22 protein-coding genes, 1 tRNA gene and 1 other RNA gene are annotated in these 21,980 nt (G+C 66.9%); 15 read left to right on the forward strand and 9 right to left on the reverse strand.

Annotated elements, in window-relative coordinates:
• Window positions 1-27 precede the first annotated feature (27 nt).
• Complete coding sequence (locus tag AC6EKW_RS10675; RefSeq protein ID WP_498514367.1) at window positions 28-219, forward strand: hypothetical protein; 192 nt, start codon at window positions 28-30, stop codon at window positions 217-219.
• 285 nt (window positions 220-504) lie between these two features.
• Here AC6EKW_RS10675 and AC6EKW_RS10680 read toward each other — a convergent pair whose 3' ends face one another.
• Entirely contained in the window at window positions 505-1,188 is a 684-nt protein-coding gene (locus AC6EKW_RS10680; RefSeq protein ID WP_498514368.1) for an HAD family hydrolase, read from the reverse strand.
• A gap of 159 nt (window positions 1,189-1,347) precedes the next feature.
• Here AC6EKW_RS10680 and AC6EKW_RS10685 point away from each other — a divergent pair.
• A tRNA-Ser gene (locus tag AC6EKW_RS10685) sits at window positions 1,348-1,438 on the forward strand.
• A gap of 39 nt (window positions 1,439-1,477) precedes the next feature.
• Here the strand turns inward: AC6EKW_RS10685 and AC6EKW_RS10690 are convergent.
• Complete coding sequence (locus AC6EKW_RS10690) at window positions 1,478-3,610, reverse strand: hypothetical protein (RefSeq protein ID WP_498514369.1); 2,133 nt, start codon at window positions 3,608-3,610, stop codon at window positions 1,478-1,480.
• 349 nt (window positions 3,611-3,959) lie between these two features.
• On the opposite strand from AC6EKW_RS10690, the gene ffs reads away from it, so the two are divergent.
• The 6 genes from ffs (at window position 3,960) to AC6EKW_RS10720 (ending at window position 9,712) form a co-directional block, all read left to right on the forward strand.
• An RNA gene (gene ffs, locus AC6EKW_RS10695) (signal recognition particle sRNA large type) lies at window positions 3,960-4,225 on the forward strand.
• A gap of 82 nt (window positions 4,226-4,307) precedes the next feature.
• Window positions 4,308-6,026, forward strand: a complete 1,719-nt coding sequence (gene dnaX / locus AC6EKW_RS10700; RefSeq protein ID WP_498514370.1) for a DNA polymerase III subunit gamma/tau — start codon at window positions 4,308-4,310, stop codon at window positions 6,024-6,026.
• 4 nt (window positions 6,027-6,030) lie between these two features.
• Window positions 6,031-6,363, forward strand: a complete 333-nt coding sequence (locus AC6EKW_RS10705; RefSeq protein WP_273886620.1) for a YbaB/EbfC family nucleoid-associated protein — start codon at window positions 6,031-6,033, stop codon at window positions 6,361-6,363.
• A gap of 10 nt (window positions 6,364-6,373) precedes the next feature.
• A complete protein-coding gene (gene recR, locus AC6EKW_RS10710) occupies window positions 6,374-6,973 on the forward strand; it encodes a recombination mediator RecR (RefSeq protein ID WP_420542008.1) in 600 nt (199 codons plus the stop codon).
• Complete coding sequence (locus tag AC6EKW_RS10715) at window positions 6,963-9,251, forward strand: DEAD/DEAH box helicase (protein WP_498514371.1); 2,289 nt, start codon at window positions 6,963-6,965, stop codon at window positions 9,249-9,251. The genes recR and AC6EKW_RS10715 overlap by 11 nt, the downstream gene beginning before the upstream one ends.
• Window positions 9,252-9,268: 17 nt before the next feature.
• Window positions 9,269-9,712, forward strand: a complete 444-nt coding sequence (locus tag AC6EKW_RS10720) for a TIGR00725 family protein (protein ID WP_498514372.1) — start codon at window positions 9,269-9,271, stop codon at window positions 9,710-9,712.
• A 26-nt stretch (window positions 9,713-9,738) separates the two neighbouring features.
• On the opposite strand, the gene AC6EKW_RS10725 is transcribed toward AC6EKW_RS10720, so the two are convergent.
• The 6 genes from AC6EKW_RS10725 to AC6EKW_RS10750 form a co-directional block, all read right to left on the reverse strand.
• On the reverse strand, window positions 9,739-10,812 hold the full coding sequence (locus AC6EKW_RS10725; protein ID WP_498514373.1) for an S-adenosylmethionine:tRNA ribosyltransferase-isomerase: 1,074 nt from the start codon (window positions 10,810-10,812) through the stop codon (window positions 9,739-9,741).
• Window positions 10,809-11,519: an SDR family NAD(P)-dependent oxidoreductase gene (locus AC6EKW_RS10730; RefSeq protein ID WP_498514374.1), complete on the reverse strand. Its 711-nt coding sequence runs from the start codon at window positions 11,517-11,519 to the stop codon at window positions 10,809-10,811. The genes AC6EKW_RS10725 and AC6EKW_RS10730 overlap by 4 nt, the downstream gene beginning before the upstream one ends.
• Before the next feature lie 306 nt (window positions 11,520-11,825).
• Window positions 11,826-12,458 carry a response regulator gene (locus AC6EKW_RS10735; RefSeq protein ID WP_498514375.1) on the reverse strand — a complete coding sequence of 211 codons (633 nt, stop codon included), beginning with the start codon at window positions 12,456-12,458 and terminating at the stop codon, window positions 11,826-11,828.
• Between the two features lie 2 nt (window positions 12,459-12,460).
• Complete coding sequence (locus tag AC6EKW_RS10740) at window positions 12,461-13,639, reverse strand: GAF domain-containing sensor histidine kinase (protein WP_498514376.1); 1,179 nt, start codon at window positions 13,637-13,639, stop codon at window positions 12,461-12,463.
• 36 nt (window positions 13,640-13,675) lie between these two features.
• Window positions 13,676-14,332: a DedA family protein gene (locus AC6EKW_RS10745; RefSeq protein ID WP_273886627.1), complete on the reverse strand. Its 657-nt coding sequence runs from the start codon at window positions 14,330-14,332 to the stop codon at window positions 13,676-13,678.
• 15 nt (window positions 14,333-14,347) lie between these two features.
• Window positions 14,348-14,914, reverse strand: coding sequence for a GNAT family N-acetyltransferase (locus tag AC6EKW_RS10750; protein ID WP_498514377.1), 567 nt, complete (start codon window positions 14,912-14,914; stop codon window positions 14,348-14,350).
• A 35-nt stretch (window positions 14,915-14,949) separates the two neighbouring features.
• Between AC6EKW_RS10750 and AC6EKW_RS10755 the strand changes: the two genes are divergently transcribed.
• Entirely contained in the window at window positions 14,950-15,732 is a 783-nt protein-coding gene (locus tag AC6EKW_RS10755; RefSeq protein WP_498514378.1) for a biotin--[acetyl-CoA-carboxylase] ligase, read from the forward strand.
• On the opposite strand, the gene aroD is transcribed toward AC6EKW_RS10755, so the two are convergent.
• The gene (gene aroD / locus AC6EKW_RS10760) at window positions 15,729-16,499 is read right to left on the reverse strand and encodes a type I 3-dehydroquinate dehydratase (RefSeq protein WP_273886630.1); all 771 of its coding nucleotides are present in this window, start codon (window positions 16,497-16,499) and stop codon (window positions 15,729-15,731) included. The genes AC6EKW_RS10755 and aroD overlap by 4 nt on opposite strands.
• A 567-nt stretch (window positions 16,500-17,066) precedes the next feature.
• On the opposite strand from aroD, the gene AC6EKW_RS10765 reads away from it, so the two are divergent.
• The 6 genes from AC6EKW_RS10765 to AC6EKW_RS10790 all read left to right on the forward strand — a co-directional run bounded on the left by AC6EKW_RS10765 (window position 17,067) and on the right by AC6EKW_RS10790 (window position 21,972).
• Window positions 17,067-17,417 carry a hypothetical protein gene (locus AC6EKW_RS10765; protein ID WP_498514379.1) on the forward strand — a complete coding sequence of 117 codons (351 nt, stop codon included), beginning with the start codon at window positions 17,067-17,069 and terminating at the stop codon, window positions 17,415-17,417.
• A complete protein-coding gene (locus AC6EKW_RS10770) occupies window positions 17,398-17,574 on the forward strand; it encodes a helix-turn-helix domain-containing protein (RefSeq protein WP_498514380.1) in 177 nt (58 codons plus the stop codon). Before AC6EKW_RS10765 ends, AC6EKW_RS10770 begins: the two co-directional genes overlap by 20 nt.
• 107 nt (window positions 17,575-17,681) lie before the next feature.
• Window positions 17,682-17,915: a helix-turn-helix domain-containing protein gene (locus tag AC6EKW_RS10775; protein ID WP_498514381.1), complete on the forward strand. Its 234-nt coding sequence runs from the start codon at window positions 17,682-17,684 to the stop codon at window positions 17,913-17,915.
• A gap of 6 nt (window positions 17,916-17,921) precedes the next feature.
• Window positions 17,922-20,705: a DUF3854 domain-containing protein gene (locus AC6EKW_RS10780; RefSeq protein ID WP_498514382.1), complete on the forward strand. Its 2,784-nt coding sequence runs from the start codon at window positions 17,922-17,924 to the stop codon at window positions 20,703-20,705.
• Window positions 20,702-21,025: a TubC N-terminal docking domain-related protein gene (locus AC6EKW_RS10785; protein WP_498514383.1), complete on the forward strand. Its 324-nt coding sequence runs from the start codon at window positions 20,702-20,704 to the stop codon at window positions 21,023-21,025. Before AC6EKW_RS10780 ends, AC6EKW_RS10785 begins: the two co-directional genes overlap by 4 nt.
• On the forward strand, window positions 20,962-21,972 hold the full coding sequence (locus AC6EKW_RS10790) for a hypothetical protein (protein ID WP_498514384.1): 1,011 nt from the start codon (window positions 20,962-20,964) through the stop codon (window positions 21,970-21,972). Before AC6EKW_RS10785 ends, AC6EKW_RS10790 begins: the two co-directional genes overlap by 64 nt.
• Window positions 21,973-21,980 lie beyond the last annotated feature (8 nt).

The raw sequence follows: 21,980 nt of genomic DNA on the forward strand, positions 1-21,980 counted from the left end.
CCCGTACTCGTCGGTCTGAAGGCCGCGATGCTACGGCTACGGGCTGCCGCCGAACCGGACGGCGACGGCGTTCCGGGCGTCCTGACCCTCAACCGCGAGGGGCAGGTAGTGCAGCATACCCCGGCGGTGGAGCGCTGGCTGCGGGAAGTCGAGGATCTCGGCCCCGACTGGCGAGAAGGCGATGGACTTCCAGCGGCGGGATGGTTGTGGGCGCGCTGAAGCGCTCGCTAGGACCCGAAAACGATCGGGAGAAGGCTGGTGTTCCGCGCCTCCGCATCCGGGCGCGCTCGGGGCACTGGCTGACGCTCTACGGTTCCCTCTCCGAACCGGTCCCCGGTCGGCTCGGGCCTCTCTGGCGCGAACCTCTGCTCCCCAAAACCACCGAGCGAGGTCTTAAGGACGTGTGTCTTTCTGATGCGCAGATGTTCGAGCAACCCCGCCAGCTCCTTTGCCCCGCCGCTCAGGCCCGCTCACCGCGGGCGTCGAAGGTGATGTAGCTGCGGCTCAGTCTCCGACCGGGATGTCCCCGACGAGCACGCCGAGTTCGTCGAGCACCCAGCGCAGGTCCGCAGGATCTCGGCAGACCCGGAAAGCCCCGGCCCGGATGAGCTCGTCCTCGCCATAACCGCCGCTCAGGAGCCCGATGCCGAGCATCCCGGCCCGTCTCGCCGCGAGCAGATCCCACACGGCGTCTCCGACCACGTAGCACTCTGCGCTCTCGACCCCGAGCCGCTTCTGGCAGGCGAGGAAGAGGTCCGGCTCCGGCTTTGCTCTTCTGACGTCCCCGCTGTGCACGACCACCGTCTCCGGCCCAACCTCGAGGGCCTCGAGGCTCGCGTCGATCTCGGGATGGCGTCCGGAGGTGGCGATGCCGTGCACCACCCCGTTATCCCTCAGATGCCTCAGCAGCTCGACAGCACCGGGTAGCGGCCTCCTCTCGGGCAAAAACTCCTCGAAGAGTTCCCCGTGTCGCCGCTGCAGCGCCTCCACCTCCTCGGGGCTCATCCTGCGACCTATCTCCCGCGCCACAGCCCGCGTGAAGAGCCCGCCGCTCATCCCTATCCGGCGGTGTATGCGCCACCCGTCGATCGAGATACCCACCTCTGCGAACGCCCGTTGCCAGGCGAAGACGTGGGCGTAGACCGTGTCGACCAGCGTGCCGTCGAGATCGAAGATCAGAGCGCGCAAAACTCTCCCTCCTTCGTGTGATGGGTTGGCCTGGGATCTCTGTGACCGACTCGGTGTTCCAGAGATTACCCGAGTGTAGTTTACAGTCGAAGGTTTCTGGGCTGACCGCGGGCGTGGAGGTCAAGGTGCGGGTGGTCTGGTAAACTCTCACCCCGAGACGGAGAGGTGTCCGAGATGGCCTAAGGAGCGCGACTGGAAATCGCGTAGGCGGTGTAGAGCCGCCTCGAGGGTTCGAATCCCTCCCTCTCCGCTTTTCCCGTTCAAATCCGGCCGCGAAGTGGGCCCGGCGCTACGAGCCGTGCTGGGGTGGAGGGATGGGGAGTAGCGTCTTGTTGGTCTCGAAAGCCTTCTGCAGGATGTAGTAGCTCTGCTTCTTGCGCTCGTGGTAAGGGGGCTGGTTCCAGGGGCTCCAGGTGTAGCGGAGGGGGGAGATCTTCTTCCCCGGCTCCGTCGCCGGGTATATCCTCAGGCCCGTGCTCCGGGTGGTCCGGACTTTACCGGCCTGGTAGAAGTTCTCCCACACCATCAGGCGGCTCGGGTCGGTATAACCGAGCATCATCCAGGGGATGCGCACCTCTATCACTGCTCCCTTGGCGTACCAGTCGGCGAGGCTGTCGTAGCCGGGGTTGTCCGGGTCGGTGATCCCGGGCGTCATCCTGCCCACGTCGAACGCCTCGAAGGGGATCTTGCGGCCGCTCTGCGGGAGGGTGAGCGGGTAGCTCAGGGCCAGCTTCCAGAGCAAGAACCTGCCCGCCCTGGCGTTCCCTCCGTCGCGCACCTCGGGGATCGCGTGCTGCCTGCTGCCGTAGTACCAGGTAAAGTAATCGTAGGCGCTGTCTATCATCATGCGCGAGTCCTTACCGCCCCTGAGCTGCAGCAAGGTCTGTATACCCCCGGGGAAGCGTAGCCCCGATGCGACATCCGCCTTCTCGCTGCCGCCCGGCTGGTTGCCGAACCCGATGGTCACCGGGTGCCTTGAGAGGTCCCATTCGCCATGTTTCTTCTTCAGGAGGAGGTAGACGTAGGCGGGATCGTGGGTGACCGAGAGGGTGAAGCCGGGGTAGCTCTTCGTCTTTTCCGCGTGGTTCTTCCAGTCCGAGGTCTTGCCGTCCAGGTATATCTGGGCCCCCGCCTTTCCCGCCGCTTCGTTGATCACCCCGAAGTTCTGCTCGTTTGTCAGAGGGTTTAGCCACTTGGAGCGGCGGTTCGCCGGGATGTCGAGGGCCCGGGTGTTCCAGGTGTACTTGAACCACTCGTCCTGCCAGGAGAACACCAGGGCCCCGTCGTAACCCTGTTGCCGGATGTCTTCGAGCATGCTTTTGTCGATCTCGCCCTGCTCTTTTTCGGTATGGTAGCCCTGGTTCCTGCCCAACGGACCCCGGTGGGCCATGCCGCGGCTGCTCGGCACGCCGAACTCCGCCACCACGAGCGGCATCCCCTTCACGTAGTGCCTGAGCTCGTTGAGATACCCGGCGTAGGGGTCTCTGCGGCCGTCGGGGGTCACGTAGCGCTGGTACTTCCGCTCGTAGCGCATGAAGTCCGGGTAGTAGGGATAGACGTGGAAGGCTGCGTAGTAGCCGGCTTTCCACCGGGAGGTCGGTTTTATGTGCGTCGGGTCCACGGAGACCATGTCCTCTTGCGGGAAGGCCTCGTCGGGATGGTGCAGCGGGTCGGTGGTGAGCCAGTTCGTTATGGCGACGGGATGCTGCCAGCCGTAGTGTATCTCCGTGTTCGCCAACGTCTCGAGCATCGAGGCGAGCCAGCTTTCGAAAGGGGTGGCGTTTTTCGTGGCGCGGAAGTATCTGCCGGAGTACGGAGTCAGGTGGGGGTGTGCGGCGTCCGTGACCTTGACGGCGTACGGGTACCACTCGGTCCCGACCATCCAGCCGAGCAGGTACTCGGAGACGTCGGTCCGGTAGCGGCCGCTGGCGTGCCCGGGACGCGGAGGGAGGTCGGCGTCTCCGTGCACGACGCGCACGGCGTTCTTTATCTCTTCCCTGAAGCTGTGGGTGATCTCGGGGGCGTACGCGTCGGTTCCCTTTCGGTCCTTCCCGATCAACCTCTTCTCCGGCGTCCAGACACCCTGGATGAGCCACAGAGGGTCCTTGCGCCCGGAGTCGAACTGCGCGAGCGCTTCGTAGAACCGGGGTGGGAGGATGGTGTAGACCCGCACGACGTCCACGTGCATCGCCTTCATCATCCCGAACCACCGCAGGTAGTCTTTCTTGGTCGGGGCGAGATCTCCGGGCGCGTGTCCCGGCAGCGTCGCTCCCAGGTTGACCCCGTCCCAGAACCGGGTCCTCCAGCCGTCGCCCGCGTAGACGGCGAGGTGGGTGCCTCGCACCGACGAGACGCGCTTTATCCCGTAGGCGTGTGAGATGGGCCGGCTGCGCCCTTCCTGGGTCCATAGGATCGTGCCCACCGCACCCGCCAGAGCCAACAGCAGAGCGACTAGGAGGACGTACTTCCCGTATCCCCGGCTTTCTCTTCTCTCGTAGTGCTCGTACAGCTTACTTCCTTACTTCCGTCTCGCGCGGCCAGCCGCCGCGCGTCCCGACGACAGAACCCTGTGGGTGAGGCTGCATCTCTCTGAGAAAGGCCGGAGACTCACCGCCGACCCCTCCCCCGAACACCAAGATAAGCCCGGAGGTCGCCGGCGTCAACGTCGCCGGGGTGTCCGGGGTGCGGACGGTGCGCTGCTGACACCGGGTTAGCCTCGAAAGATCGCGTTCTCCGATGATGACCGAGGTTCATCTGTTAAACTTAAAAAGCCGCGCTAAGCGGGGAGCTGGCGATGCCCTGTACCTGCGATCGCCTTAGCAGGGCCTAGATCCCCGCCCGAGGCGGCCCGGGTTCGGTGGAGGCCGGTGACTGCGGCGTCGATGGCCGGGTCCCGGGCAATGAGGCCCCGTGAACCGTGTCAGGGCCGGGAGGCAGCAGCACTAAGCGGGTAACCTCATGTGCTACGGGGCAGCCCGACCGGAGCCAGCGGCCGGATGCTCGCCGGGTCTGAGTCCGTCGACGGCGGGGTGCGCGGCATTTTATTTTGCCCTCTTGCGGGGCTACACCTCCTTATATACTAGGAGCATGGAGGAATCCTTCTTCGAGGCTTCTTGCCGGTGAGCCGGGCCGCTCTATACCGCAGGTGGCGTCCGCGACGCTTCAGCGAGATCGCCGGGCAGGAGCCGGTGGTCCGCACGCTGGTACGCGCGATAGAGACCGACAGGGTCGCGCACGCCTACCTGTTTTCCGGCCCGCGCGGGACGGGGAAGACCTCGACGGCCAAGGTGCTCGCCATGGGGCTCAACTGCGCCCGCGGGCCGACGCCCGAGCCGTGCGGCGGGTGCGAGAGCTGCCGGGGGATCATCGAGGGTTCCTCGCTCGACGTGGTCGAGATGGACGCGGCCTCCAACCGGGGGATCGACGAGATCCGGGACCTCCGGGACCGGGTGAACCTCTCACCCGCGCAGGGGCGGGTGAAAGTCTACATCATAGACGAGGTCCACATGCTCACCGCCGAGGCCTTCAACGCGCTATTGAAGATGCTCGAGGAGCCGCCATCCCACGTCGTCTTCGTCCTGGCGACCACCGAGCGGCACAAGGTCCTGCCGACGATAGTGAGCCGCTGTCAGAGCTTCGAGTTCCGCAGGCCCGGCGTGGGGCTGCTCGCCGAGAAACTCGGCGAGATCGCCGCCGCCGAGAACATGGAGGCCGAGCCGGAGGCGCTCACGCTCATCGCCCGCCGGGCCGGGGGGTCCTTCCGGGACGCCGAGGGGCTCCTGGATCAGCTCTCCTCCTTCGCCGAGGGAAAGGTCACCACGGCGATGGTGCGCGAGCTTCTCGGGAGCGTGAGCTTCGAGGTTCTGCTCGACGTCTCCTCCGCGCTGCACGAGAGGAGGGCGGCGGACGCCCTGCGGGCGCTCGACCGCCTCTCGAACGAAGGTAAGGACCTGGGGCAGTTCGCCGAGGAGTTCACCGCTCATCTGAGAACGCTCCTGCTGCTGCAGAGCGCACCGGAGGTCGCCCTCTCCGAGATAGGCGAGGAGGAGCGCACCCCGCTCGAGGAGCAGGCCGCGGAGATCCCGCCTGCGGAACTCGTGCGGACGATAGAGGTGCTCGGCGAAACACGCGGCCGCATCCGGCGCGGCTCCGACGCCCGGCTCGAGCTGGAGCTCGCCTTCGTCCGGCTCTCGCGCGGCTACGCCGAGCCCGACCTCGACGATCTCATGGCCCGCATCGAACGCCTGGAGAAGGCGATCTCGGAGGGGGCGGTGGCGTCGCCCCGGGGTGCCTTGCCGGAGGGCGCCGGGGAGAGGATGGGGGAGGATCCCCCGGAGGCTTCACCTCCCGAGGAGGACGAGGTGGAAGAGGAGCCCGTGCAGGAGGATCCCTCGGACGATCTCGAGGCTAAGATCGCCTCCGCGTGGCCCGGGATAGTGCGGGAGCTCAAGGCGAAGCGCAAGGCCCTCGCCGCGGCGGTCTACGAGAACGCCCGCGTCGAGCGTTTCGACGGAGAGGTTCTCGAGCTCTCCTTCCCGGAGCACTTCTTCGTCGGCGAGGCCACGAAGGAGAAGAACCTGGAGCCGCTGCTGGAGGCGATGGAGGGTCGCTTCGGGAAGCGGCCGCGCCTCGAGGCCCGGGTCGGGGGAAAGAGAGGGGACGATGAGGCCCCACCTCCTGCCGGGGAGCCTCCGGAGGAGCCCGAAAGCCCCGCCCCCCGCCCCGTCGGTGAGGCTTCGGAAGGGGCAGGGGGGGATGGTAGAATCCGCAGCGAGCAGGAGGTGTTCGAGCTGGCGCGGGAGTACTTCGGACGGCAGAACCACGACGGAGGGAGCTAGAGAGTTGAGCAAGCGCCGCAACGTGAACAAGATGATGCAGCAGGTCCAGAAGATGCAGCAGGAGATGCAGCAGGTCCAGGAGGACCTCAAGAAGGAGACCGTGACCGCCTCGGCCGGGGGAGGGGCCGTCAAGGCCACGGTCACCGGCGGGCTCGAGGTCGTCTCGGTCGAGATAGACCCCGGCGTCGTGGACCCCGAGGACATCGAGATGCTGCAGGATATGGTCGTCGCGGCCGTCAACGAGGCGCTAAACGGCGCGCAGGAGATGGCCTCGAAGAAGCTCGGCGGGATCACCGGCGGGCTCGGCGACCTCGGGCTGGGGTTGCCGGGGCTGTAGGGGGAGAACCCTGACGACCTACGCGCGCCCCGTCGAGCGGCTCATCTCGGAGCTCTCGAAGCTTCCCTCCATCGGTCCCAGGAGCGCCCAGCGCATCGCCTTCCACATCGTCAGGGAGCGAGAGGAGGAGGCTCTGGCGCTGGCCGGCGCGATCAGGGAGGTCAAGGAGCGCATAAAGCCCTGCCGGCGTTGCTTCAACCTCACCGACGAGGAGGAGTGCGAGATCTGCCGCGATCCCAGGCGGGACGCCTCGGTGATCTGCGTGGTCGAGGACCCCTACGACATCGGCCCCATAGAGCGCACCGGCGAGTACCGGGGGCTCTACCACGTCCTCGGCGGGGCGCTCTCCCCGCTGGACGGTGTGGAGCCGGAGGATCTGCGCATAGCCGAGCTCGTCGAGAGGGTCAGGCGTGAAGGGACGAAGGAGCTCATCCTGGCGACCAACCCGAACACGACCGGGGAGGCCACGGCCCTCTACATAGCGCAGGAGGTGGAGGGGCTGCCGGTGCGGGTGACGGCGCTCGCGAGCGGGCTCCCGGTCGGCGGGGATCTGGAGTACGCCGACGAGGTGACGCTCGGGAGGGCGTTCGCCGGGCGGCGTGAGATCTAGGAGGGGCAGGCTGCGGGAGGCACCGGGCGCGGAGGATCTGCGCCTGGCGGAGTCCCTGGGGACCGTCGTCGCCTCGCTCCCGCCGCGCAGGCCCAGCTTCGCCGGGATGCCCTCCCTTCCCACGGAGCTCGAGGAGGCGCTCGGGAGGCTCGGGGTGAGCGCGCTCTATTCGCACCAGCGGGAGGCCTACGACGGGCTCTTGCGCGGCGAGAACGTCATCGTCTCCACCGCCACCGCGAGCGGCAAGTCTCTCTGCTACGAGATCCCGGCGTTCGAGAACGCCCTCACCGACCCTTCGAGCCGGGCGCTCTTCCTCTACCCCACGAAGGCGCTCGCCCAGGACCAGCTCGGCAAGATAGAGGAGTTCGCCCTGCGTGGAGTGCGGGCCGCGACCTACGACGGCGACACCCCGCAGGCGTTGCGCGCCGACGTCCGGCGTCGGGCGAACATAGTGCTCACCAACCCGGACATGCTGAGCGTCGGGATCCTGCCGCACCACGACGGGTGGGGGCACTTCTTCCGGAACTTGCGGCTGGTGGCCGTGGACGAGGCGCACGTGCTGCGCGGGGTCTTCGGCTCGCACGCAGCGATGGTCCTGAGGCGGCTCAGGCGGGTGGCTGCGCTGCACGGGGCCGATCCCCGCTTCGTGTTCACCAGCGCCACCGTCGCCAACCCACAGGAGCTCGCCGAGAGCCTCACCGGGCTGCCGTTCTCGCTCGTGGACGAGGACGGGGCATCCTCCGGCGGCAGGCGCGTGGTCTTCCGCAACCCGCCGCTCCTGGACGAGAGCCGGGGGGAGCGCAGGAGCCTGCTCGTCGAGGGGGCTCTGGTCTTCGCCGAGCTCGTCTCCAGAGGGGTGAGGACGATCGCCTTCGCCAGGACCCGCAGGGGGGCGGAGCTCGTCTACCGCTACGCCGCCAACCGGTTGGGGATCGAGACAGCCCGGCGCATCTCGCCCTACCGGGCGGGTTATACCGCGCGCGAGCGGCGCGAGATAGAGGGACGGCTCTTCCGCGGGGAGCTGCTCGGGGTGGTATCGACCAACGCGCTCGAGCTTGGGGTGGACGTCGGGGAGCTCGACGCGGTGGTCTGCTGCGGGTATCCGGGGAGCATCGCCTCGATCTGGCAGCAGTGGGGCCGGGCGGGACGGGGGGAGAGGCCCGCGCTCTCGGTCTACATCGCCGGGCGCGACGCGCTCGACCAGTTCATCTTCGAGAACCCGAAGAGGGTGCTCGGACGCCGGGTCGAGGCGGCCCGGGTGACGGTCGAGAACCCCTACATCCTCGCCCCACACCTGCTGGCCGCGGCCCACGAGAGCCCGCTCGAGGAGTCCGACGAAGAGTTCTTCGGCCCGGCGTTCCGCCGGGTCGCGGGGGAGCTGGCGGAGGAGGGAGCGCTGAGGAGGAGCGGGGGGCGACTGCTCTACACGGGGGGAGGGCATCCGGCGCGGGACATCTCGTTGCGCTCGGCCTCCGCGGAGCGGGTCGCGGTCGTCGATGCGGACGGCGAGGTGATAGGGAGCTCCGAGGTGACCCGCGCTCCGGGGGAGCTCCATCCCGGCGCGACCTACCTGCACCGCGGCCGGGCCTACGAGGTGGAGGAGCTCGACCTCGCCGCCCGCAGGGCCGTCGTACGCCGGGTCCCGGACCGCTACTACACCAGACCGCGCGTCGAGACCGACGTCGAGGTGATCGAGGAGGCCGGCAGCCGGCCTCTCGCGAACGGGGCCACGCTGCACCGGGGACGGGTGAGGACGAGCGAGAGGGTCACCCACTACAAGAAGGTGCGGGTCGCGGACGATCGGGAGGTCGGCGTATACCCGCTCGACCTGCCGGAGGTGGTGCTCGAGACGCAGGCCTTCTGGGTGACGCTGCCGCCTCCCCCGGAGGGGGCGAGGCCGAGCTTCGAGCGCTTCGGGGGCGCGCTGCACGCGGCCGAGCACGGCATGATCGGGCTTTTGCCGCTCTTCGCGATGTGCGACCGGGCCGATCTCGGGGGGCTCTCCACGCCGGTGCACCGACAGACGTATCTGCCCACCATCTTCGTCTACGACGGATACCCCGGCGGCGTGGGGATCTCCGAACGCGGCTACGAGGCGTTCGCCTCGCTCGCCCGAGACACGTTGGGTGTGATCGTGCGCTGCCCCTGCGAGCGGGGGTGCCCGGCGTGCATCCAGTCCCCGAAGTGCGGTAACTGGAACGAGCCGCTGAACAAGGAGGGGGCCGTCGCGCTGCTGCGCTACCTGCTCGGGCAGATAGACCAGCACCCAGCGCTGTGAGGGGGCCTTACATAGCGGTGATCGGGGCGGGAGACGCCCGCGGCGAGCTCTACGAGCGGGCGCGCAGGGTCGGGGCTCTCGTCGCGCGGCGCGGTGGGGTGGTAATCTGCGGCGGGCTCGGTGGTGTGATGGAGGCGGCCGCGCGCGGGGCTGTGGAGTCGGGTGGGGTGGCGATCGGGCTTCTGCCCGACGAGGATCGCGGGCGGGCGAACCCCTACCTCTCGTACGCGATCCCCACGGGGATGGGGCAGGCCCGCAACCTGGCGGTGGTCTGCGCGGCGGACGCGGTGATCGCGGTCGGCGGCGGGTACGGGACGCTCTCGGAGATGGGGCTCGCCCGCAAGGTGGATCGCCGGGTCGTCTCGCTGGGGAGCTGGGACCTCGGGGAGCACACCCTGCATGCCGCCTCGCCCGAGGAGGCGGTGGAGATGGCCTTCGCGGCTGCCCGCCGGGTGCCGTGAAGATCCTCCCCGGGAGCCCGGTGTCTTCAGGTCAGGATCAGATGCAGGTCGCCGAACTCGTGCCAGAGATAGCCCTCCGCGAGCGCTGCGGCGTAGGCTGCCTCGAGGTGCTCCCTGCCCGCCAGGGCCTCGAGCATCGCTAGGTGCGAGGAGCGGGGCTCGTGCCAGCCGGTGATCATGGCGTCCGCGGCCCGGAGGGGGCGTTCGGGCGTCACCACCAGCCCGGTCCATCCCTCGCCCGGGTGGACCGTTCCATCTTCCTCCGCGACCGTCTCGAGCGCCCGCACGACGGTGGTTCCGACCGCGACCACACGACGTCCGGATCTCCTCGCCGCGTTCACCAGCCGGGCGCTCTCGGGCGGGACGCGGTAGTACTCCTCGCAGGGTGGCTCGCCGTCCTCCGGGCTGGAGACGCCGGTGTGGAGGAGGAGCGGCGCGAACTGCACCCCGCGCGCGACGAGGCGCGTGATCACCTCCGGCGTGAACGCCCTCCCCGCCGAGGGCATCTCGGCGCTGCCTTTCTCGGTGGCGTAGACGGTCTGGTAGCAGCCGGACGGCCAGCTCTCGGGGACGTGGCGGTAGCGGATCGGGGCTCCGTTCTCCTCGAGGTACTCCTCGAGCGGGCGGTGGAGGTCCAGGGTCGCGACCCACAGCCGCGGGCTTCCGGGATAGCGGGCGTGCAGGGTGGCCCCTCCCCCTTCGGGGAGATCCAGGTGCTCTCCCGGCTCGCCTCCCCGGAAGGGTTCCGTGGCGACCCCGTCGGGGCGGCGCAGCTCGACGGTCCACAGGTTCGCGGGCAGGCGGGTCGAGAGGTGGAGCACCAGGGGCGTGCCGTCGGCGCGTTTTGCGGCGAGCGCGGCGTTCATGGTGCCGCTGGTGTTTATGGCGAGCACGTCTCCTGACCGGAGGAAGCGCGGCAGCTCCCGGAAGCGGGCGTGGACGATGCGGCCGTCCGGGCGACGGGAGACGAGCAGCCGCACCTCGTCGCGCGAGAGGCCCCGCGCTTCGGGCGGCTCTGCGGCCTCGAGCTTTCGCGGCAGCTCGAAGTCGAGCGGTTGGAGCGTTCCCGGTGTCGAAGAACGTGTGGTGTGGGGGTTCATCCCTTCTCCCTTCCTGAGGGGAGCAGCGTGCGGGCCTCGTAGCGGCCGCCCGGGTGGTCGCCCTCCAGGAGCACGACCAGCGCCGGCGCGACCTCTTCCGGGAGCGGCCGGTCGCTTATGTCCTCCTCCGGGAAGGCCTCCTGGTGCATCCGGGTGCGCATGTCTCCCGGGTCCAGCAGGTAGATGCGCAGGGAGGGGTTCTCGGCGGCGAGGATGTTCGTGAGCTGTTCCAGGGCCGCCTTGCTCGAGCCGTAACCTCCCCAGCCGGGGTAGGGTTCGCGGGCCGCGTCGCTGGTGACGTTCACTATCCTGGCCTCCGGCTTCAGGGTATCCTTCGCGGCCTGGATGAGCCCGAGCGGGGCGATGACGTTCACCCGGTAGACCTCCTCCAGCACCGCGAGCGGGTAGTCCAGGAGCGACGGCTGCGGGCTCGGGCCGAGGATGCTCGCGTTGTTGACGAGGGCGTCCAGCCCTCCAAGCTCTCGAGCCGCGGCGGCGAGCGCCCGGCGGTGCTCCGGGTCCGAGACGTCGCCCGCGAGGGCGACGACCCCCTCCTGCGTCAGCGCCGAGAGCTCCTCCCGGGCTTCCCGGAGGGCCTCTGGTTCACGGGCGTCCACGACGAGCGACCAGCCGCTTCCGGCGAGCTCACGGGCGAGCGCGAACCCGAGGCCGCGAGAGGCCCCGGTGATGAGAGCCGTTCTGGGCATGATCTCCTCCTTCATGCTTTTTCGGGTGCTCGAGCGGGCGGCCCGCGGACCGCCGCGCCTCCCGGTGGAGGGTCTGGAGCATCCACTGTTTACGGTGCTCTTTTTGCTCCCTCGCCAGTCGGTACGTCTCCGCCTCCGCGAGCATCTCCGCGTGGCGCTGGCGATAGATCTCGTAGTGGATGTCGTACATGGCACTCCCTTCTCGGGACGTCTTCCTCTCGGAAGGTATGGTGCCTCTTCGGGGGGAATCTGCCATCGTGCGGCGGGACGGTTTCCCGCCCTGTACGAGAGTACGGGTTCCCGGCGTCAGGGAGAGGAGATCAGACCACGCCGGGCTGCGATCCTGGCGGCCTCGGTGCGGTTTCGGGCGCCGAGCTTGGAGAGGATGGAGGAGACGTGGAACTTGACGGTGCGCTCGCTGATGTAGAGTTCTTGTGCGATCCTGGCGTTCGAGAGGCCGCTGGCGAGGAGCCCCAGCACCTCCAGCTCGCGCGGGGTGAGCCCTTCGGCCTCGCCCGGGCCGCCGCGTTCCAGGATGAACCTGGCGGCCTCAGGACCGAGCAGGGTGCCGCCTGCGTGTACGGTGCGGATGGCGTCGAAGATCTCCTGCCGGGAGGCACCTTTGAGCAGGTAGCCCCCCGCCCCGGCCCTGAGGGCGCCGGCGATGCGGCCGTCGGTATCGTAGGCGGTGAAGACGAGAGCCCGGGTGCCGGGGTCGCGCTCCTTTAGTGTGCGCAGCACGGCCACCCCGTCCAGCTTCGGCATCTCGAGGTCGAGCAGGACGATGTCCGGTCGGAGACGCTGCACCTGGCGCAGCGTCTCCTCGCCGTCCTGTGCCTCGCCGACGACCTCGAACTCCGGACGGGTGGAGAGCACGGCGATCAGCCCCTCGCGCAGCATCGGGTGGTCGTCGGCGACGAGGATGCGGATCTTCTCCAACCTCAACCCTCCTTCAGCGGGACGCCCGCCCTCACGGCCGTACCCCTGCCGCTTGCGCTCTCTATCTCCAGCGTGCCACCGACCGAGGCGGCGCGCTCGCGCATCCCGGTGATGCCGTAGTGACCCTCCGGGATGCGGCAGGGATCGAAGCCCACCCCGTCGTCCTCGACCGAGAGGAGCGCCCGCTCCGGCGTGACCGTCAGCCGGACGGTCGCGCGGTCCGCCCGGGCGTGGCGGGCGACGTTGGAGAGGGCCTCCTGGCAGATGCGGTAGAGCGCGACCTCCACGCGCGGGGGGAGGGGGCTCGCCCCGTTCACCGTCTTGAGGCGGGCGGCCACCCCGCTCTCCTCCTCCCAGCGGTCCACGAGCACCCGCAGGGCCTGTGCGAGCGGGCGCCCTTCGAGCGGCGCGGCGCGCAGGTCCTGCACCGAGCGGCGGGCTTCCTGCAGGTTCTGGCGGGTGAGGGAGAGGGCGCGGCCGAGGGCCTCGCGAGCCCTCGGCGAGCACGGGTCCTCCTCCAGCAGCGCCTCGGCCGACTCGAGCTGCAGGACGGTGGCGGAGAGGGTCTGGGCGATGGTGTCGTGTATCTCGCGGGCGAGGCGGTTGCGTTCTTCCATCATGCCGAGGTGCGCGCTGCGGTCGAAGAGACGGGAGCGCTCGATCGCGATGGCGAGCAGGTCCCCGATGGTGTAGAGCAGCCGCAGCTCCTCCCCCGAGAGGCTCCTCCAGCCCGGGCTCGCCAGGTTCATCACCCCGAGCTTCTTCGGCCCGGCGTACAGCGGGATCGAGGCGTGGTACCTGAGGCCGCCGGTGCCGCCGACGAGGTCCGCGAGCCGGCTGCAGGCCAGGACGTTCACGTTCGCCGCGCCGTCGAGGTCGCCGCGGCGGTAGGTGTCCAGGCAGTAACAGTAGCTCGATCCGTCCATGCGGCGCGGGTCCGAGGCGAGACCGGGAGGGAGGTTGCGGGTCGCGGCGAGGTAGGGCTCGCCGGAGGGTTCGTCGAGGAGCCAGATCCAGCCGGTCTCGAGTTCGAGGAGCTCTGCGACCTGCGAGAGGGTGAACTCCAGCGCCTCGTCCAGCCGCACCGAGCGGTTGAGCTCGCGGGCGGTGGCGTTGAGGACCGAGAGCTCGTGATTGCGGCGCTCGAGTCCTTCGGTCGCGCTCTGCTTCTCTTCCGGCATCACACCCTCCTTCGCGGAGGAGAGTGTAGCAGCCTGCTACCCCTCCCGGCGCCGCCTGCGGCGGTAGACGTAGAGGGCGAGGACGATCAGGACGAGAGCGGCGAAGACGTAGCCGGCGGACTTCGCCACGGAGAGCAGAACGCCCCAGTACTCGCCGAAGGCGTAACCGACGAGGGTGTAGGCCACGGCCCAGACGGCGACGGCGGCCAGATTGTACGGGAGGAAGCGGCGGTAGCTCATGCGGCTTACGCCGGAGAAGAGCGGTGTCATGCTCCTCAGGCCGGGTCCGAAGCGGCCCATGAAGACGGATTTGCCGCCGTGGGAGGCGAAGAACTTCTCGACCTTCGAGAGGTTCTTGCGGCTGATGATGATCCCGAGGAGGCGCACCCGCGAGGCGCGCTCGACCAGCGGCCGGCCGCCGGCGCGTCCGATCCAGTACATCGCGTTGTCCGAGACGAGGGCGCCGCCGAAGCCCGAGGCCATCACCAGAGGGAGCTTTATCCGGCCTTCGTTCGAGATCCAACCGCCCGCGAAGAGCACCACGTCTCCGGAGGCCGGCAACCCGAAGTTGTCCAGCGCCGCCCCGATGAAGACCACCAGGTACCCGTAGGTGGCCATGAGGGCCGTGAGGAACTCGAGCAATCCCTGGGGCGAGTCGGGCAGGTTCTGGATGAGGATCGAAATCTGGTGCATCGGGCGCTGGTTATATCACGCGGGCGGCCCCGAGCGCAGGAAGTCCTCCCTGCGGAGCCCATACCAGACTTCCTCGACCTCTTTCCTGCCGGGGTACATGGGGTAGGTGCCCCTCCGCTCGAAGCGCAACCCCGTCTTCTGCATGACCCGCACCGAGGCCGGGTTCTCGACCAGGGCTATTGCGACGACGTGCTCGATGCCGAGTTCGGTGAAGCCTTTCTCTACGAGCGCCCGGGCGCCCTCCGTGGCGTATCCTTTTCCCCAGGCGCTCCTCTTGAGCCGGTAGCCGAGCTCCGTCTTCTCCGGGTCCTCGTCGAACGGCCTGAACTCGAACCACCCTAGAAATTCGCCGCTCGACTTCTCTATGGCTGCCCAATACCCGAATTTGCCGCTGGTCCTCTCGTACCAGGAGAGGATGCGCGGGAGGACCTCGCGCGTGATCTCCTCGCGGGTGCGCGTCTTCCCACCGGGGTTGGCGTAGCGCACGACCTCCGGGTCCGAGTCGAGCTCGAAGAGGTTCTGTACGTCGTCCCGGGTGAAGCGGCGCAGGAGCAGGCGTTCGGTCTGCAGGTATGCATCCATAGGTCGGGAGATTATATAGAATCCCGGAGGCGAGCATGGAGTGCGAAGGACGAACGAGCCGCCTCGACCGGGAGCGGGTGGAGCGTCTGGGGAGCCCGCTCGCCCGGCGGGTGGAACTCTACGCCGAGGTCCCCTCGACCCAGGAGCGGGCGAAGGAGCTGGCCCGCGAGGGTGCGCCGCACGGGACGCTCGTCGTCGCCGGGGTGCAGACGGGAGGCAGGGGACGCCTGGGCCGGGCCTGGTCCTCTCCCGCCGGCGGGCTGTGGATGTCGTTGGTCCTGCGGCCGGAGATCCCGGCCACCCACGCGCCCAGGATCACGCTGGCCGCTGCGGTCGGGGTAGCGAAGGTGCTGCGGGAGATGGGGGTGGAGGCGGAGATAAAGTGGCCGAACGACCTGCTCGTCGGCGGGAGGAAGGTGTGCGGGATACTCGCCGAGGCCGGTTTCGGGCGTTCGGGGGGGCTCGAGTTCGCGGTGCTCGGCGTCGGGATCAACGCAAACGTGGACCCGGCGTCGGTGGAGGGGCTGGGGGGAACCTCGCTTCGGGCGGAGCTTGGCCGCGAGGTGGACCTCGTACGGCTCCTCGCCGCGGTGCTCGGAGAGCTGGAGGTGGAGCTGGCGCGCCTTAACGACTTCGAGGCCATAGCCTCCGACTGGCGGTCGCTGAGCTGCACGCTCGGGCGGCGGATCAGGGTGCGTCGGGCCGGAGGCGTGGTTGAGGGGCTCGCGGTGGACCTCGGGCCGGACGGGGAGCTCGTGCTCGAGACCGGCGACGGACGGGTGGCGCTCTTCGAGGGGGAGGTGGAGAGGTTGCGTTAGGGCTGATCTCCCTGGTGTATCAGCCGGAGCATCCTGCGCAGTTCCTCCGCGTCCGGCTGACCCGGTGCGGAGGCCGCACCGGCGGTGCCGAAGGTTGCCGCAGAACCGAAGACGCCGCCGAAGAACCTCGATGCCAGCCCGAGACGTCCCATCGCCATCGTGATCAGGGGGCGGTCGGCGTAGCGCTCGTGCATCGTCAGCGTGGCGTCGAGCAGCACGAGCACGTCTCGGGCGGAGCGCGGCATGACGGCGACCTTGCAGACGTCCGCCCCCAGACCCTGCATCCGGCGCAGCCTGGAGACGATCTCGTCTTTCTCCGGCGTCCCGGAGAAGTCGTGGCTGGAGACCACGACCGGCATTCCCCGCGAATGGGCCGACCCGATCAAACCCCCCAGGGCATCCGGACCGAACCGGTACTCGAGATCCACCATGTCCGCCGCACCGGCCTCGATGATCCGGGCGTTGAGACGGACGTACTCTTCCTCCGGGATCCCGGCCTCCCCGCCCTCTTCCTCCGTCCGGCAGGTGAAGAGCAGCGGTCGTCCTCCCGCGAGCGCGGAGATCTCCCGGGCCGTGGCGACGACCCGCGAGGGGTCCCCGAGCCCTTCGAAGAAATCCACCCGCCACTCGACGATGTCCGCGTGGTGTTCACCAAGCGCACCGGCCCGTTCTTTCAGCCGCTCCGGGCTCCCGTCGGTGAGCGGTACGATGACCTTGGGGGACCCCTCCCCGATCCGCACCCCCCGAACACAGACTGCCCTGATCATCTCATCTCCAGATCTTCTTCGAAATAGAGGACGATCCCCCACCTCCACCACGGGAGGAAAACACCAGAAAAGAAAGTGCGCCTGGAAGGATTCGAACCTCCGACACGGGGTTTAGGAATCTGCCTCCACAAGTACAGTAACATCCGTAGAGTTTCAATAAGCCCTGCAAATACCGCACATTCTGTCTCACCTGTACTCCAGTGACACTTTACAACATATCCTGCGTTGGTGTACCGGTTGGTGTACCAGACGAACAGGGAGACTATGCACCGGGGACTACTCCAATAAACTTCCTGCTGGATTTGCGGGATATTGTATGACCTATATAAACAAATGCAGCGCTCATAAAAACGTTATAAAGGCGGATCTATGCGTTATAAAGACAGATATGCGGTGTGTAGGAGCTTGACTATTGAATTATTTTCAACCCAAGCTCTTTTAAATCGCAGTTTGAACTCCAAGTTCAGATTTCATTGGTGTACGCACGATGCCACGTGTATATAATAAATACGCGAAATGCCATTTGAGACGTTCGACAAGCGCAGAGCGGGCCGAAGCGAGAGCGCGATGGTAACTATTCAGCGCTCCGGCAACTTCTCGTTGAACAAGGCGGCGTATGACCTGCTCGGCTCTCCGGAGGCGGTGGAACTGCTTTTCGATCGCGAACGGCAGCTTGTAGGCTTTAGGAAGACAGATCCGGACAATCCACGGGCGTTCGGGCTGCGGGCTCAGGGCAAGAACGCGGTCTCGTTCATGATCGCGGGCCGGGCGTTCACACGACACTACGGGATCGACACCACGGCCGCCCGGCGCTACCCGGTACAGATGCAGGACGACATTCTCGTGCTGGATCTCAAAGGGGAATTCGCGGATGTCTCAGCTCCGCGTGGGAAGAAGGATGACGCGGGCGGAGAGTAGGCGCGGCGAGTGGCTCACGGCGGCCGAGGTCGCCAGGAAGTTGAAGGTTCCCAGATCCAAAGTCTACCGGCTCATCGCATCTCGCCGCGGGCCATTCGTATCCCCACACTCGAGCCGGAGCGCTGGATCGCGAGAAAGTAAGAGAGGAGGTGATTAAGACGAGATGCCTAAATAAAAAGAAGACGGACGCGCCGAGTCGCCAAACTGCCGCGTCCGTCGCTGTGTTGAACGTGCAACCCCTTCTCTACAAAGAGGTGTACACGCATGAAGAATAATAGCAGGGAGAACCTGAGAGCATCAAAGAAAATTCAGGAAAACGGAGTAGAACGCGGCTGGCTCTCTCCTGAAGAAGCCATCGTCTACACAGGGATAGGTCGCACCCGGCTGTACGCGCTGCTCGCGAGCGGAGAGCTCCCGTCCGCCAAGCTTGGCCGGACACGGCACATCCGCCGCACGGATCTCGATGCGTTCCTTGAAGCGCGTATGTTCCGAAGGTAACTTCGCATGGCGATGGAGGATGGGAAGAAGTGCCGGACGGCGAAGCTGTCTCCGGCGCACGAAAGGATGCTCTTTGAGGGGTCGGGCATAAGCGCCCGCGTTGCCGTCAAGAGAGGTTACCGTACCGTCACGAGCAAGGCGGCGCTCGAGCGGCTCGGCTTCGGGCGGTCTCAGCGAAACGTACCGGCGCTCCTCATACCCATCTACGGCCCGACCGGTGAGGTGGTCCTCTACCAGTCGCGACCTGATGAGCCGAGAATCGGCCGGCGAGGCAGACCAGTCAAATACGAGACCCCCTCAGGGGCTAGCATGACGCTAGACGTGCACCCGCTTTGTAGGGAGAGGCTCGGGGATCCTGGTGTTCCGCTGTTCGTGACCGAGGGTATCAAGAAAGCCGACGCTCTGGTCAGTAAAGGTCTGTGCGTCGTGGCGCTGATCGGGGTATGGAACTGGCGCGGTACGAACGAGCGCGGCGGCAAGACGGCGCTCTCTGAGTGGGAATATGTGGCGCTTGAGGGGCGCAAGGTCTACGTCGTCTTCGATTCCGATGTCATGGAGAAGCGGGAAGTATATGCGGCACTCTCGCGGCTCAAGGGCTTTCTGGGGGGCAGGGGCGCGAAGGTGAGCCTGATCTACCTTCCTGCCGCAGATAGCGGCGCCAAGCAGGGCGTGGACGACTTCCTCGCTTCGGGCCACACGGTCCAGGACCTGCTTGGACATGCCACGCCGGAGCTCAAGCAACCCCCCGATTTGGAAGACGGCCCCTCCCTGCCCTACCGCGCCACTCCGTCCGGGCTTGTCTGGGACAGGCCGACCCAGAACGGCCCCGTACCGACGCTGCTCACCAACTTCACAGCGAAGATCACGTCGGATATCTCCGAAGACGACGGGGTGGAAACGAAGCGCCACTTCGAGATAGAAGCTACCCTGAACGGTCGCCGCGCCGTCTTCTCTGTTCTGAGCAGAACCTTCGCTTCTATGAACTGGGCGACGGAACACCTCGGGGCCGGGGCCATCGTCTATCCGGGCTTCTCTCTCAAGGACCACGCCCGGGCGGCCGTACAGGTGCTCTCGGGCGAGATCCCCACCCAGCACGTCTACACGCACACCGGCTGGCGGCGGATCGACGGTGAATGGGTGTACCTGCACGCCGGAGGCGCGATAGGCGCGGACGGGATCATCGAGCAGGTCAAGACCTCTCTCGCCGGGACATTCCGTAGGCGCCTTCTGCCAGGGCCACCCGAAGGTGAAGAGCTGGTGGAGGCCATCCGGGCCAGCCTGCGGTTCTGCCGGCTGGCTCCGGCCGGTATCACCGTGGCGCTGCTTTCGGGTATCTACCGCGCCGCCTTTGGGGATACGGATTTTAGCATCCACCTCTCCGGCCCGACCGGCGAGGGCAAGAGCGAGCTGGCGGCCCTCTGCCAGCAGCACTTTGGAAAGGATCTGGACGCTCGGCACCTACTCTCCTGGGAATCCACCGAGAACGCCATCGAGGCGCAGGCTTTCACGCTCAAGGACCAGGTCCTGGTCCTCGACGACTTCGCCCCTAACGGCAGCTCTTACGACGTGCAGCGCTGGCACAAGAAAGCCGACCGGGTGCTTCGCGCCAAAGGCAACGTCGCGGGGCGACAGAGGATGCGGCCGGATACCACCCTGAGAGAAGATAAGCCACCCCGCGCCCTGATCCTCTCCACCGGAGAAGATGTCCCGCGCGGGCAGTCTCTGAGGGCCCGCATGCTCTTACTCGAGCTCTCACCCGGAACACTCGACTGGAAGATACTCACCAGATGCCAGCGAGACGCCGCGGGCGGGCTCTACGCCCGGGCCATGGCCGCCTTTCTCCGGTGGCTCGCGCCGCGCTACGAGCAGATCAAAACCTCGCTCGCTGAGGAACGTGCAGCCATCAGAGAACACGCAAGAAGAGAGAGCGGAGAGCACAGGCGCACGCCGTCTCTCGTGGCGGACCTGGCCCTCGGCCTCAGGTACTTCCTCTCCTTCACCTATGACGCCGGCGCCCTCACCGGCGAGGAGGCCGAGAGGCTGTGGCGCCGGGGTTGGCAGACCATTCTCGAGGCAGCCTCGGCGCAGCAGCAACACCAGTCCGCCAGCGAACCCACCCGCCGCTTCAGAGAGTTGCTCTCAGCGGCGATAGCCAGCGGAAGGGCCCACGTTGCCGACCCCGAAGGCGCTCCACCTGAAAACCCGGGGGCGTGGGGCTGGAGATCGGCAACTATCGGCACCGGAGACTTCATGCGCGAGGAGTGGCGGCCGCAGGGAGAGCGCGTCGGCTGGCTCGATGTAGATCACCTCTACCTCGAGCCAGAGGCATCCTACGCCGCCGCGCAGAAGCAGGGTAGAGACGCTGACGATCCCCTGACCATAACCGGTCGCACGCTGAGAAAGCGCCTGCATGAGCGCGGTCTGCTTCTCTCCACGGATGAAGCGCGCCGGGTCCTCACGGTCCGCAAGACCCTCGAGGGGCGCCGCCGGGAAGTTTTACACACAAAAGACGAACTTCTTCTTCCTTTCACGGGAAAACCCGACCAACCCGACCACGACGACAGAAACCCGCATAAATACGCGGACTCTGTCCCGCCGTTGTGGTCGGATTGCGATTTTTTCACTCGACCACGACCTGCTCAACCCGACCAGAAACCCGACCACGAAAAACCGCCTACCTGTGCTGGAAAACCGGCCGATGGTCAGGTTGGTCAGGTTAGCTGCAATAGTGAAGAAGGGGAAGGGGAGAGTGGCGTGCGTAGAGGAGCGCGGGAGAGGTTCACGATATGAACGTTCGAGCTATGTTGGAGGAGCTCGAGAAGCGGGATGTGATTCTCGAAGTCGATGGAGAGAGACTGCATGTGGACGCCCCGGCCGGGGTCCTGACCGCAGAGCTCAGGTCTGCTCTTCTCGAGAACAAGAGAGCCCTCATGAAGCTCCTTCACCCTGAGCACCGCGGGCTGATCATCCGCTGGTCTGAGTACCCGGTCTGGATAGGGCTGTACGACCCACACGGCGGCAAGTGGCACGAGGTGAAAGCCTCCGAGTGCCTGCCCTCTATCGTCGAGTCTGCAGAGAAGCATCGAAGAGAAGGAAGGATGAAGACATGACGTTTCCTGAAGCTCGCTCCGAAAACCCCGGTGCAGGTCCGAAGAGAGGTGGCCCAAAGACAGAAGAGGGCAAGGATGTCACCCGCTGGAACGCCACCCGACACGGCATCCGTTCTCCTGCCCCAGTGGTGCCTGGCGTCGAGAAACAGGAAGACTGGGAAGAGCACCTTGAGGGCATACTCGAAGATCTCGCCCCAACCGGACATCTGGAGACGGTGCTGGCCGAGAGGGTGGCACTGCTCTCCTGGCGCCTCCACCGGGTCACCCGCTACGAGACAGAGACCATCGCCCTCTCCCAGGAGAGAATAGAGGATGATCTGGCGGACAGGCGCCGCTTTTTGAGGGCGAGTCTCACCGAAGGCATACACCCTGAAGAGGTACGCACCAGGGCGAAGTACGCCGCCGCCAAGCACAGGCTCTTCAAGCGTTTACCGAAGCTCGAAGACGAGCGTGTGCTGCCAGCCGAAGATGCGGAAGCGATCCTGTGGGATGCTCTCGTCCAGACGGATGTAGTAGATCGGGGAGAGGAGACCGAAGAGGAGGTCCTCTCGCGTCTTTCCATCCCCGGTGTCCCTGAAGGTGTCGAGTGGGAAGAGTTCGAGGGCTGGACGGCCGGCATGGTCCGGGCCGGTCTTGAGGCCATCGCACAGGCCACAGGCGAAGATCCCGAAGCGCTCCTTGAGGTAGCCACGGAAGAGGCCCGAAGGGAGGCTGCCGGCGCGAAGTACCAGGCGCTCGAGGTGGAGCGGGACCTCGAACGGATGCGCAGGGAGCGGCTCCTACCGGAGGATACTACACTGCAGAAGATAACCCGCTACGAAGCGCATCTCTGCCGGCTTCTCTACAAGACCCTGCACGAACTCGAAGCACTTCAGGCCAGAAGATCGGGTAGTGCGGCTCCCCTGGCTCGCATCGACGTGGACGCAGCTGTCCTCTCTGGAGAGTAAAACTGCCG

This window comes from Rubrobacter sp. M3-4 (genome assembly GCF_059772285.1).